Source organism: Edaphosphingomonas laterariae (assembly GCF_900188165.1).
GTDB lineage: Bacteria > Pseudomonadota > Alphaproteobacteria > Sphingomonadales > Sphingomonadaceae > Sphingomonas_E > Sphingomonas_E laterariae.
In genome coordinates this window covers 1-12,078 of the sequence record NZ_FZOS01000057.1, presented here as the reverse complement: position 1 = coordinate 12,078, position 12,078 = coordinate 1, and the positions used below count along the sequence as shown (strand labels likewise).

The 12,078-nt window shown below is 66.5% G+C and carries 10 protein-coding genes; all 10 read right to left on the bottom strand.

From position 1 onward, the window contains the following. Window positions 1-531: 531 nt before the first annotated feature. The 10 genes from CHB74_RS20900 to CHB74_RS20855 all read right to left on the bottom strand — a co-directional run bounded on the left by CHB74_RS20900 (window position 532) and on the right by CHB74_RS20855 (window position 12,070). The gene (locus tag CHB74_RS20900; protein ID WP_245843133.1) at window positions 532-1,107 is read right to left on the bottom strand and encodes an ATPase; all 576 of its coding nucleotides are present in this window, start codon (window positions 1,105-1,107) and stop codon (window positions 532-534) included. An 8-nt stretch (window positions 1,108-1,115) separates the two neighbouring features. Then, window positions 1,116-1,472 (bottom strand): ParD-like family protein, encoded by a 357-nt coding sequence (locus tag CHB74_RS20895; RefSeq protein WP_089221402.1) that lies wholly within the window; start codon window positions 1,470-1,472, stop codon window positions 1,116-1,118. Between the two features lie 75 nt (window positions 1,473-1,547). After that, window positions 1,548-1,823 carry an HU family DNA-binding protein gene (locus tag CHB74_RS20890; RefSeq protein ID WP_089221401.1) on the bottom strand — a complete coding sequence of 92 codons (276 nt, stop codon included), beginning with the start codon at window positions 1,821-1,823 and terminating at the stop codon, window positions 1,548-1,550. A 52-nt stretch (window positions 1,824-1,875) separates the two neighbouring features. Further along, window positions 1,876-2,202 carry a hypothetical protein gene (locus CHB74_RS20885; protein ID WP_089221400.1) on the bottom strand — a complete coding sequence of 109 codons (327 nt, stop codon included), beginning with the start codon at window positions 2,200-2,202 and terminating at the stop codon, window positions 1,876-1,878. A 31-nt stretch (window positions 2,203-2,233) separates the two neighbouring features. Beyond that, on the bottom strand, window positions 2,234-2,725 hold the full coding sequence (locus CHB74_RS20880) for a hypothetical protein (RefSeq protein ID WP_089221405.1): 492 nt from the start codon (window positions 2,723-2,725) through the stop codon (window positions 2,234-2,236). Between the two features lie 85 nt (window positions 2,726-2,810). Then, window positions 2,811-3,170: a hypothetical protein gene (locus CHB74_RS20875; protein WP_089221399.1), complete on the bottom strand. Its 360-nt coding sequence runs from the start codon at window positions 3,168-3,170 to the stop codon at window positions 2,811-2,813. After that, on the bottom strand, window positions 3,167-3,358 hold the full coding sequence (locus CHB74_RS20870; RefSeq protein ID WP_089221398.1) for a hypothetical protein: 192 nt from the start codon (window positions 3,356-3,358) through the stop codon (window positions 3,167-3,169). The genes CHB74_RS20875 and CHB74_RS20870 overlap by 4 nt, the downstream gene beginning before the upstream one ends. Window positions 3,359-3,378: 20 nt before the next feature. Then, window positions 3,379-4,029, bottom strand: a complete 651-nt coding sequence (locus tag CHB74_RS20865; RefSeq protein ID WP_089221397.1) for an OmpH family outer membrane protein — start codon at window positions 4,027-4,029, stop codon at window positions 3,379-3,381. 3 nt (window positions 4,030-4,032) lie between these two features. Continuing rightward, window positions 4,033-4,929 carry a SapC family protein gene (locus tag CHB74_RS20860; protein ID WP_089221396.1) on the bottom strand — a complete coding sequence of 299 codons (897 nt, stop codon included), beginning with the start codon at window positions 4,927-4,929 and terminating at the stop codon, window positions 4,033-4,035. A 67-nt stretch (window positions 4,930-4,996) separates the two neighbouring features. Continuing rightward, window positions 4,997-12,070 (bottom strand): filamentous haemagglutinin family protein, encoded by a 7,074-nt coding sequence (locus CHB74_RS20855; RefSeq protein ID WP_144033889.1) that lies wholly within the window; start codon window positions 12,068-12,070, stop codon window positions 4,997-4,999. Window positions 12,071-12,078 lie beyond the last annotated feature (8 nt).

The following is a 12,078-nucleotide window of genomic DNA, read 5'->3' as shown; positions in this document are numbered from 1 at the left end:
ATCTCTTCCGGGCGATGCTTCTTGCTCGGCATTCCTTGTCTCCTTCGTAATCCAAAATATCATCAATTTTGGACCACTCAGAAGGGGGCAGATCAGTGTTGATCCGTCATCAGGAGTCTCCATTGCATGAGTCTCCCCCCGTGCGCTGTGGGATCGCATGTCCGGGCGACTGTTCGATGACACTTACCGCCTGCTTCGGCCGGACGAATGTTCCGTAAGCCGACATGCTTGACCGGCTGTGTTGGCAGATGCCAGAAGATCCCATGCCGCGACCAGCATCTCAGCCAGACGATGCGGCCCTAACCGCCAAGGATGCTGGCGGAATGCGACGCAACCGCGACGAAGCAGCAAGATTCTGCCGTGACGGCCAGAAGGTCCGTCGCCGGAAGGTGCGCGGGCGCGGACGGGCCGATATGTCCGCGCTGGAACAGACCCGTGAGCGCCCCCTCGATGCAGCGCAGGCGAAGCTGGTCGCCTTTGTTTGCCGCGATCTCCGAGCCGACAGGTGATCCCACCTGCCTTGAAATCGCTCTAGAAGGCGAGGTCGGCGCGATACACGTCCCTGATCCATTCGGGCAGCCTGGGCAGCGCAAAGACCAGTCGTCCGGCAGTGAACCCAAGGCAATAGACAGGCGGACGGTTGAGCCCCGAATTGTCGAACACCATGCCGCGATCGGCCTTGATGACCGCTGCGCGGATAAGCGGCGCGCTGCGTTCATAGCGGGCTCGGATCTTGTCCTCCGGGACCATGTGTCCGCCTTCCTCGACCCGTGTGCCGACGCGGGCCACCGAGAGACCGGGCGACCCGACGCCCACATGCATGACAATGATGGTGAATCCCTTGTCACGGGCTTCGTCGACGAGCGCGAGCTTCGAGGGGTGCGAGAAGACCGTCTCGGTAACGAAATCTCGCCCCTGAGCAATATATTCCGCACGGCGCGCAGAGGCGATGCGGGCGGCCTCGTAGGAGGCCGCCGGAGAGGCATCCCTCAATTCCTCGCGCTGGATGATATCGGCGTTGATGAAAGGCCCGGCGAAGCTGGAGGCCACACGGGTCTCGTAGAGCGTCGACTTGCCGGCGCCATTGGGGCCGGCAAGCAACACCATTGTCGGCTTCATGCGTCGGTCGCGTTGGTCTCGCGGACGAGATTGCCGGCTTCATCGAGGCCAACGCCAAGACCGAGCTGGCGCCGCCGGGCATGGAAGGCTTCTTCGTCCGGCCCCGGACGCGCCATCCTTTCGACGAAACCGTCGAGCCAGACATCCTTCTCCTCTTCGGTGAGCCGGGAGGTATCGGTTTGCCCGGCAAGCGCGGCGGTTATCCGGACATGGTCGAAGTGGCCCGATTTCTCGATCGCGCGGCCGATCCGCAGCCAGTGGGCGATCTGACCCGCGACCGACCGGCTTTGCAGCTCGGACTCGCGGCGCACGATCTTCATGATATCGTCGGCAAGCTTGACGGACTGGGCCATTTGCGGCACCTCCTCGATCTATTGAGGTAGCATTTTGCTACCTCAATTTCAAGATTGCTCGGATGGTGAATGGGGTCAGCCGTTCACCTTGTCCTTGAGCGCCTTGGCAGGCTTGAAGCCGATCTTCGTCGCCGCCTGGATCGTGATGGGCTCCTTGGTCGCGGGATTGAGACCCTGGCGCTCGGCCGTCCGTTTCGTGGCGAACTTTCCAAATCCGTTGATCGAAACCTCATGGCCGCTGGCGGCTGCCTCGGCGATCTCAGTAAACACCGCGTCGACGATCAGTTTCGTCTCGGCTTTGGACTTGCCCTGCGCCGTTGCGATACGCTCGATGATCTCGTTCCCAGTCATTGTTCCTGCTTACTCACTTTCATATTGCGGACGCGACTCGATGCCAGCCTCTTCAGGGTTTGGCACCATACTGAAACCCTGGCCACCCCGTGTCGGGACGGGCAAGGGGATTTTTGACTTCGGCCGGGATGACCCCGTCCTTTCGAGACAAGCCGGGCGGCTCGTTCGTTTCCTCCGCCTCGAGGCGGCGGACGACCTCGCGCCCGACCCATATGCGGCGAATGGGCTGGTCGACCCGCTTCGCCTTGCGCCGCGCCGCGGCGAGCGCACTTGTCCCATGCAGCTCGCGGATATGGCGATAGGCCGTATCGACGACCTCGACGAAATCATGCGAGCGCCGCCAACGCCAACGCCACCGCCTCAGCCACCGTCCCAACATCGGGTCGCCTCCTCGCCGCAAGCAGCCTAGGTCAGGTCCGATGGCCGGAACCCTTCGCCCCGGTCTCCGGCGCGGCGGACGCCGCAGGCGCGTCGAGCTGGATCACGATCCTGAGTGGCAGCAGCATGTCCTTCGGCGGCGCACCGGCGAGCGTCTGGCCGACGATGAGGGTTCGCAGATCGGCGTTGGGCTCGGCATGGGCGAACGGCTCAAACTCGATCCGGGTCACCGTGCCTTCCTTGTCCACCCACAGCTTGAGCGTTAGTGGCGCCGTGGGCCGGTCAGGCGCGGGCCGGGTCCGGTCGAGATAGGCGCGCAGGCGAATAGCGGTCTCGGTATCGGCTTCGAGCAGACGGTTGACCGCCGTCGTCGCGTCGTTCGCGTAGCGAACCCATTCGGCCGCCGCGGCGGACGGCGCGACCGTCTGCGCCTGCGCGGGCGATGCCGCGGCCAGGACCGACCCGGCCAGCAAGGCGGTCCAGCGCGTGAGGCGCGAGAAGATGGAGGGATGGCGAGTGGTCATGCGGTTGGTCCCATGATGGCGATGCCGGACAGGCGGAAGGTCGGCCGGAGCGGGGCCGCGGGCGAACAGGCGGTGCTGCCGCCGCTCATCGCTTGCCCGGCGTGCAGCCATAAGTGGCGCGATAGACGTGCTGCCGGCGGCTTGCCTGATCCGCCATCGGCGGAGGCAAGGTCTCGGCGACCGTTACTTCCAGCAAGCGCACCTCGCCTTTGCATTGCCGTTCGGCGTCGGAGCGGCATGGCTCGGCGGATGGCGCGGTCAGGGTGCAGGTCACGTTGATCGGCGCATCGGCAAGCGGCCACGGCGAGGACGGACCGGAGCCTACAGGCTGGCCCGGCGCGCAGGCGGCGAGCATCGTCGCGCATGCGGCCACGAAGCCTGCGCCGCATGGCCCGGCTGTCATTCGCGCGCGGCGAAGCGCACGGCCCATGCGCGCGCGGCTCATGACAGCGACGCTTTGAAATGGGGCGCTTCGGGCATGGGCACGTCGGTGAACAGGCGCATGCCGCCATAGCCCTCGACGGCCTTCACCGCCTCGTCGTGAAGAAGGCCGAACACCAGGCAGGCCAGCGCCCCGGTCACGAGGACACCCATCACGAAACCGAACGCAACCAAGGCGATGAACAGAAGCATGACGGTGCCCTCCTGATGGATCAGCGCGCAGCCGGGGCCGCCGCGCCGGGTTGTTGCTGCGGCAACCGCTCGCGCTCGAACGTGATGGTCTGGATGCGCCCGTCGAGCGCGCGCACGACATCGGCGGTCAGGTCGTTGGCGAAATTGCCGCCGAGCGCCGCTCCGCGGTCGAACAGCAGGCCGCACTTCTTCTGGCCATAGACCTGCGCGATCACCGGCTGCGCGTGGTTGGCGATGGTCTCCAGCGCCTTGGCGCGGGTCGCCTCGATCTCGCGGCTCGTGTGCGCGGCATGGCCCTGTAGCGTCTGCAAGCGGGTTGCGAGCGCTTCGCGGCGCTGCTTGTTCGCGGCGTTGTCGCTCTGGCCTTCGAGCGCCCTGGCTTCGGTTTCGAGGGCGGGGCGCTGCGCGTCGATCTCGGCCTGCGCGGCGCGGGTGAGCTCGTTGAGCCGCGCGGACGCGGCCTTGCCGACAGCGGCATTGGCGAAGATCGCCTCGCGCGAGAGCAGGCAGACGCCGGCAATGACCGGCCCGCCCAGCGGTTGACCCTGGGGCTGCGCGGCGGGGGAGGGCGGGGCCGGCTGCGCTCCGCCCACGGTTTGCGCGGAGGAGGTGGTGGCGGTGAGAAGCGTGGCGGACAGGGCCGGGGCGGAGAGGAGAAGACGGGCAATCATGGATCAGGCTTTCTTTGCTTTGGCGGCCGGTTCGGGGGCATCGGCAGCCTGGGGCGTGTCGACAGGTGCGGGCGCTTCCGCGGGCGAGGGCAGGGACGAAGACTCACCGGCCACGTCCTTCGAAGCAGCCGAGGATGACGGTCCCGTGACGCTGCGCAGTGCTTGCCGGTCCAGCAGGCTGCGGAACCGCTCGAGCGACGCCAGATGGAAATTGACCAGTGCCAGCAGACCCTGCTTGTGCCAGGCCAGCACCGTCTCGTCGTCGAGCGCAGCGAACTTCGCCGCATCCACGATCTGGAAGCCGTCGAGCCCGAGCGTGCGGTCGTCGGGCAGGGTCGCATCGGCGCGCCGATCGATCAGCAGATCCTTCTCGTGAAGCGCCGATGCGAACAGCCGGGTCAGATCCGCGTCGCGGCCGAACGCCGCGCAGAACTCCAGCGCCTCTTTGGTGAAAGCACTGGGCTCGCCGTCGACGAACAGCGGTTCGCCCTCGGCGCCGCCTTCAGCGACGCGGTCCGAGCCTTTGTCGATCACCAGCGCGAAGCCGGCGGGTTGCTCCGTAACGGTGAACGCAAAGGGATAACGGCGCACATAGGCGGGCACGTGGGCGTCCGCCGCCCATTTGCCGTCCGCCACGAACAGATTGCAGCCTTGCTCGAGGCCGAGCACGGCGATCGGCTGCGCGCTGTCGGCGGCGAACACCACCGGGTAGCTGCGCGCCGCGGCGGCCAGCTCGCTCGCGACGATCGGCACGAATGGCGTCCCGGCGGCGAAGGATGCATCCCCACTCTTGAGCCGCCAGCCGGCATGAACCTCTGAATGAAGCCGCTGCGGGTTCTTGTAGAACAGCGGAAGCAGGGGTGCCTCCGCTGGGGAGGCGGTTTGGGCGTTGTCGGCCATGACGGTCATTGTCTCCGAGTTATTTGTGGTCCGCGAGGGCGGGTGGGAGTGCCGCCATCCCGGTGGGTCACTCGCCGAAGCCGGCGAAGGTGACGGTGATGATCGTCGGTATCTCGGTGCGCATGGGAGGCCGCGAGCGTTCGGCAAGATCGGCCGCCTGATTGGCGACCGCCGTTGACGCGGATGACGCCGCCGTCAGCGCCCCCGTGTTGACCACCGCAGCCATCGGTATGCCTGCCGCGTCGCCCTGCACCTGGATGTTGGCGGCGTTGATCACTTGCAGCGCGGCCAAGTTGATGTTGCCCGATACGCGGATCCCGGCTTCGCCTGCGTCGATCGTGCCGAGCGGCGCGATCAGGTCGATATCCCCCGCCGGCACCTCCGGGATGGGATTGAGCGTGGCGATGCCGGCGCCGGACGTCGGTGTTTGCGGAGAAAGAACGACGTTGCCGTAGTCGTCGTAGACACGGCGGGGAGGCGTATAGACCACCGTCGTCTTGGCGCCACGCCCGGCGTTGATGTCCCCCTCGGCCGACCACATGGTTATGCCGCCGCCGAAGGTGGTGAATACGCGCGAGAGTCCCAGCAGAACGCTTTCTCGGGTGAAGACCTCGATATCCCCTTGGCCTTGGGTCAGCAGGCCGGTGGTGACGGGCGGTGCAATACCATCCGCGCCGAGAGTAAGGCCGCCGCCGGGCGCGAGAATCTGAACGTCGCCGCCAGCATAGGTGTGGACGCCAGCCCCCTCCAAAAAGGTGATCGAGCCGAAGTAGTCACCCGGCTCATCGCCTTCGCCCATGCCGGGGAGGAACGTGGCGATCGCCTCGCGTCCGCGCAAATAGCTGCCGAAACGGCCGCTCTCAGGATCGTTATACTCACGCCCGGCAAGGCGCAGTTCCTCGAAGTAGACGGAGCGCAGGAACAGACCGCGTTCCTCCGCCGACAGGCCGTCGAACCTGGCTCGCGCTCCGTCCGCCCCGCCGTCATAGCCATGACGGCTCCTCAGCCATTCAAGCAGCTCGCGCTCATAGGTGCGGACAGCCTTGCCCGGTTGATCAGCCAGCGGCCGATTGGGATCAGCGAGATTGGTCGGATCAAGATAGCGCGCAGCGAAGGCGGCCAGATCAGCCCCTTCGACGCCGAGCCCGGCAGACAGGAAGATACCGGCGCCTGGCCTCGTATCCCCTGCGATGATCGGGCCGAGGCTTTGGAATACGCCCAGATTCTGATCTCGCTGATCCGGGAATATGGCTCCGCCATGAGTGTAAGCCTGATAAATGTTGCGACCGGCCGCCACGTCGAGCAGTCCCGGACCGCCGACCCTGAAGCTGCTGTTCAGGATGTCGCGACCCGCGCGGACGACGGAGACGTCCTTCTCGTCGCGGTTGAGCATCAGATGGCTTCCAGCGACAATATCGCGACCTGCGCGGATGTGGGTGGGACGGGACATCACCCAATAGGTCTCGGTCCCATCTGAACTGTTGTAGGTCAGTCCCGATCGCAGCCCGATGTCGCCGTTCAGCGCATAGAGGCGGATCGGATCGAGGCTGTCCTGCGCTAGAGCGCCGGCGGTGTTCGGGCCAAAGGCGAACAGGACCGAGCCTACTACGCCATCGTAAAGGCCCGAACCCTCCAGATGACCGTATTCCGTAAAGGCGTTAGAGGTACGCCCGGAAGGCCCATCTGAAATCCAGAGCGGGTTGAACGGTGTCGCAATTCTGTCGGGGGTCGCACCCGACATGCCAACCTGGTTACCACGGGTCGCATTACCGAGCAGGTGATCGCGTGCGAGAAGCTCAAGCGCGCTCTGGTGGGACGGCGCGAGTACCAGCGCGTCGCGGATCATGATGGATCCCCCGGCCGCCAGCGCCGTGAACCGGCCCGGGCTGTAGGTCGGCGCGTAGCTGTCTGATGTCAGCCAGGACGACCATACGATGTCGCCGCCGGCCGAAACCAAATCCATTCCGCTGCGATCCGTCCACAGGCTGAACGCCGTCGTTCCGGTCGCCCCGTCTTCGCCCGCGATAGTCTGCCCGCCGGCCAGCGGCGCGCGGCCAGGGTCTTTGCCACTCGCAACCACAAGGCTGCCCCTCGCGGTGAACCGAGCCTGTGCGTCACCGAGCGAGACGACGAGCGGCGAATAGCCGATCAGATTGGATGGAGCAGTAATGTCAACGGCACGCGGATCACCGAGACGCCCGACGCCATAGCCCGTCGCCGTCGTCTGACCGATCGCGCCCGCACGCACCGCGACTGAGCCGCGCAGATTGACGATCGTGGCCCGGCTGTCCGGCTCGGGCCGTTCGTTGAGACCGGTGTTGATCCGCCCCCCGGCCACCATCACCAGGTCGCCGCCGCCGCTCTGTACAAGGCGACCCGATGTGTCGATGCGGCCGCTCGATCCGACGACCACGGCTAGGCCGTCGGTCACCACATCGACGAATTCCTGCCCCGATACATTGGTCGTCGAACCGATGTCGCCTCCGGCCGTAACAGTGACGTTGCCCCCGCCAAGCGTGCCGACGCCAGAAAAGCCGACGAAGCCGAGCGCGAAGGTGTTCGGGTCGAAACGATATTGGCCGAAGTTCACGCCCCATGCGGTCGGCTGGTCAAGGCCCGCGCCGCCTTGCCGCCACAGCCAGTCGCCTATGTCGGCGTTGCTGGAGCCAAACGTCGCCTCCGTATAACCGCGCACATCGCCCTGCGCGGTAAGGCGCAGGTCGCCGCCGCCGGTCGTCAGGTACATTCGGCGCGGATCGAGGGTGGCCTCATAAGCCTCGTTGCCCCCACCCAGCACGCTTCCGTCCCATTGCACGGCCCGGCCCACGTCCAGGGCGTCGCCAACGGCGATCTGGGCGCCGGCGGTATAGATGCCGAACAGAGACTTCTGGACGTGGTCGCCGCCCGACAGCAGCTCCAGGTCGCCCGTGCCGGTGCGGATCACCGAGATGTTGGTGATGCTGCGATCCGGCCCGATCTTCCCGGGATCGTTCAGGATCATGTCGCCGCGACCGCCGAGGCGCGACGCGGCGGTCAAGGTGCGGCTGTCCGCCGAGGCAAGGTCGGCCCCGCTCACCAGCCGCATCGACCAGGACTGCGAACCGGGCGCCAGCATCGACGCGGCCGCCCAGACCCGGCCCGATTCATAGGTGTCCGGCGTCACCCCGGTATAGCTCGGAAGCGGCGTGTTGGCCTCAAACGCGGTGTTGTATGCTGCGAGGGTCGTTCCTGCCGGGACAGTTTGACCAGGACCGTAGTAGTTCCAGTTCGTGTCGTACACGGACCCCATGAAATTCTGGTAGAAAGGTGTGTCAGGGACCGTCCAATCCTCCTGGAGAGTCAGATCGGTATCCAGCCACCAGTCGTCGGGCCGCGTCGTCCCTGCAGGGTACTCGACCGTCTCGCCTGGAATGAGCGTGAAGAAAGGATCATCTGGGGTCTCAGGCGGCGGCGCAAAGCCGTCGCTGATGCTGCCCTCGATATTGAGGTCGCCGCCGGCGCGGATCGTCAGCACGCCCACCTCGCCCGATCCGCGTACGGATGGATCGGCATCCGGTCCGTAGCGATAGCCGGACAGGTCGAGGTCCCCGTCAACGATCAGATTCCCATCCGGCGTGGCGCTGCGGATTTCGACGCCGGGCCGCAGGTGGAAGGCATCGCCATAGGAAGCCAGCCCCGCCAGCCGCCCAGACAAGGCGTCATTGCCGAGAGCGGCATCTATGAAGGCGACGCTGTCGCCGTGGATCACGTCAAGATAGCCTTGGTCGATCCGCCCGTCGTCCGGCGTGTAACCGCGGAAGGCATTGACCGCGATGCTCTGCGCCCCCCGGATGGTCAGCTGCCCCCCGGCGTCGATCGCCACGTCATCTGCGCCCAGACGCTGCGCGTTGATCTCCACCCGGCCGCGCGCGACGCCGTCCGCCGAGCGCAGGTCGATGACGCTGCCGTCGCCAAGCGAAACGCGGCCCGCCGCGCTGGTCAATTCGACCCGCCCGCGATTGGCCGCCTCGATCACATCGCCCCGTCCGTCGCGCTGGAGTTCGCTTGACGAGACATCGAGGTGTGCGCCTGCCGCAAGCACAAGATCGTCCCTCGCCGCCAGCCGGATCTCGCCAGGCTTGGCGCCGCTGGCGTCGATACGTCCATTTACGGTCAGCGAGCCGCCGTCCGCAGAGATGGAGACACGGCGGGCCCGCACCTCGTCGCCGATGGTTAGATCGCCGCTTCCGATCACGAAGGTGCGGGCTTCGAAAAAGCCGCCTGCGTTCAGGCTCTCGTTGAGGTTCGCAAAGTCAGCCAGCGACCGGGCGCGGATATCTACGGAACCCGAAGCGAACCCGGTCGCGCCAGCTCCGCGCATGCCGCCGGCGAGGATCACCGCTCCGTCGGCTCCAGTGGCGGTCGCCGCGATCAGGCCGGCATCATGACCGGTCGCCGAAACGTCGATCATTGATCCCGCGTCCTGGACGATCGTGCCGTCCCTCGTCTCCATAACCAAGTCGCCGCCCCAACTGTGGCGAGTGACGTCGAACATGGTGATCGTGCGGCCTGACAGGTCGATAGCCGCACGGTCGGTCAGCCGGATGCCGTCCTCGGCTTCCAGGACCAGCCGGCCGCTGGGCAAAGCGACGGACGTGTCCACCGTTACGGTTCCTCCCGCCAGCCGGACTTCGGCTCCGAGGTCCCTGAAGGTGGGCAGGTCAGGCGCCGCGGCGCCTTCAGGCGCAGTCAGCCGCACGTCACCGCCGGCCCGGTATTCCGCGAAGGAGCCAGAGTTCCCGGTCATGACAGGCGTGACCAGATTGAGGTCGCCGCCCGCATAGCTGTCCGCATCGGTGCCGCGCGCATAGACTGACAGCGTGCCGCGATGATTGGCAGTCATCCGCTCGCTCGCCAACAGATTGACGGTGGCGAAGCCGAGCGCCAGGCGATCCAGCGCGACCTGGTCCTGCGGTTGGGCATAGGGAGCATAGCCGAGTTCGATCCGGCGCGCATCGATGGTGAGCGTTCCGCTGCCGGTCCCCGGGCCGCCGTCGGCGACGGGCGCCGGAGGCAGGCTGACAAAGGGCCTGTCAGCAGCGCCGGCGCCAGCCGACAAGCCGCTCCAGACGACCGTGTCCGCGATGATGCGCGCCGTCTCGCCCGCCTCGCCCCAGCCATACAGAGCGGGCGTTTCCAGCAGCAGCATGGTATTGGCCCCACCGGCCGCATGGCGCAGGTCAAGCGTGACCTCGCCCAGCAGGTTGATCGATCCGCCGGCGTTCAAGGTCAGGCGTTCAAGCGCCTGTTGTCCCGCCGTGCTCGGTCGAACCAACCGCTCCAGCATCGACTGTGAAAGACGCACCCCGGTTCCCAGAATTCCCGCCTCATCTGCGCGGGCGAAGGACTCTGTCGTGCCGACATGGATGCTTGGCGACGTCAGCGTCACGTAACGCGCGTTCAGTTCCGCTTCGCCGATGTTCAGCACGCCGTTGGTCGAGAACGACAGGGAACCCGGCGTCCGCAGCATCGCGCCGTCCGCGATGTCGATCCGGTTGAGGCGCAAGCCCGAGCCATCGTCATAGGGCGCTGTGGGTGCGGTGAAGCGGATATCGCCGCCCGAAACGCCGAGGATCGCGCCGCCGGTCGCGTTGCGCAGGTTATAGGTATCCGAGAAGATGTAGCCGTGCTCGTAATCGATCGCGCGACCGTCCGTCGCCTCCGCCTCGATGAGGGCGCCGCCCTCGACCGCGACGCGATCCTGGCTGACGAGGAAGACCTGCCCGCCGCGCAGGCTGGCGCCGTCACGCACCACGACTTCACCGCCGCCGGCTTCGAACACGACGCGTGGACCCAGCTCGTAGGCGCCGAGTTCGGGCGCGGCGCGCGCCTGGGTGAGATCGAACAGACCGCCAACCGTTAGGATCCCGGCGTCGACGCGGGCCAGGTCTTCGGAATCGACCGACGCGAACCGTTCGGTGGCCAGTGCATCTTGGGTTTTGATCTCGAGCGGCCCATTGGCGGTCAGGAACAGATTGCCCGCCGCCCCATCCTTGGCGCCGGCCATCCGAACCTCACCGCTGAGGTCGAGCACGTCGCCCTGCCAGGCGCCGAAATCTAGGTGAAGGCTCTGCGCATCCCGCTCCAGACGCGGCGCGGGGCCGTTGAACCGGGCCGCATTGGCGATGGCGAACGCGGAATAGCCCGTCTCGTTATACTGCGAGTAGGATCGCACGGCCTCGGCGGGCGTGAGCGCGATGCGGGTGGGCAGGACGTCCCTGATCGCGGTATTCGCGACGCCGAGATAGCCCGACGCCAGGACCATGCCCGGCGGCAGGGTCTGTGGCGCAAGCTGGCGTGGGGAGGTTCCGCCAAGCTCGACCCGGAATGCGCCCGGCAGCAGGGCATAGGTCGATGGCATCAGGGTGTAGGTCCCGGCGGGCAGGCCGGCCACACCCTCAGGGATCGTGATCTGCTCGCCGACGCGCGGGGCGCCGGCGCCGGCATCCGGCGAAACCGAGGCATAGCCGCCGGCCATCGACGGCACGATGGCGTAGACTTCCGCATCCGGGCTGCTGAACTCATAGCCCGGATTGACGTTGGCGAGCGCGGTGCGAAGCACATCCAGCGAGCCGCCGCGGCCGGTGAAGAAGCCCGCGCCGGTCAGCTCACCGCCGCCGGACAGGTCGATCACCGATCCCTCCTCGGCGGTCAGCTTCGCCTGGCCGATCTGCACGCCGATCTCAATCTCGGCGCTGCCCAGGTCGGCGAGGTCGCGGAAGGTCACTTCCTCCCCGTTATAAAAATATTTCAGGCCGTCGGCGGTGCCGCCGTACGGCATCAGAAGTCCCCCGGCGCTCGTGGAGGTGAGACTGCCCGCTCGCAGCACGACCTCATGGAGCGCATCATTGTTGAAGTTCATGTTTGGCGTAGGCCCCAGAACAATCCGGCCTAGCGGTGCGCGAACGATGCCGCCCTGATCGATCGTCGATGCGCGGAGGTAGAGTTCGCCGAATACAGAATAGGGCATAGCGGGCGTTGCACCGTTGCCTCGGATTCTCAGCCACCGGTCGGGGTCGAACTGGTTCGGACCGATTACACCCGCCAGCACTTCGCCCCGAGCATGGGTGGTGGGATAGATCTGGGCGGCGGTCAGTGTCATGTCGCCTG

What these genes read in the sequence shown, in the direction of transcription:
- CHB74_RS20900 (WP_245843133.1), bottom strand. Translation starts at nt 1,107, where the DNA reads ATGGTGTTGCTTGCCGGCCCCAATGGCGCCGGCAAGTCGACGCTCTAC.
- CHB74_RS20895 (WP_089221402.1), bottom strand. Translation starts at nt 1,472, where the DNA reads ATGGCCCAGTCCGTCAAGCTTGCCGACGATATCATGAAGATCGTGCGC.
- CHB74_RS20890 (WP_089221401.1), bottom strand. Translation starts at nt 1,823, where the DNA reads ATGACTGGGAACGAGATCATCGAGCGTATCGCAACGGCGCAGGGCAAG.
- CHB74_RS20885 (WP_089221400.1), bottom strand. Translation starts at nt 2,202, where the DNA reads ATGTTGGGACGGTGGCTGAGGCGGTGGCGTTGGCGTTGGCGGCGCTCG.
- CHB74_RS20880 (WP_089221405.1), bottom strand. Translation starts at nt 2,725, where the DNA reads ATGACCACTCGCCATCCCTCCATCTTCTCGCGCCTCACGCGCTGGACC.
- CHB74_RS20875 (WP_089221399.1), bottom strand. Translation starts at nt 3,170, where the DNA reads ATGAGCCGCGCGCGCATGGGCCGTGCGCTTCGCCGCGCGCGAATGACA.
- CHB74_RS20870 (WP_089221398.1), bottom strand. Translation starts at nt 3,358, where the DNA reads ATGCTTCTGTTCATCGCCTTGGTTGCGTTCGGTTTCGTGATGGGTGTC.
- CHB74_RS20865 (WP_089221397.1), bottom strand. Translation starts at nt 4,029, where the DNA reads ATGATTGCCCGTCTTCTCCTCTCCGCCCCGGCCCTGTCCGCCACGCTT.
- CHB74_RS20860 (WP_089221396.1), bottom strand. Translation starts at nt 4,929, where the DNA reads ATGGCCGACAACGCCCAAACCGCCTCCCCAGCGGAGGCACCCCTGCTT.
- CHB74_RS20855 (WP_144033889.1), bottom strand. Translation starts at nt 12,070, where the DNA reads ATGACACTGACCGCCGCCCAGATCTATCCCACCACCCATGCTCGGGGC.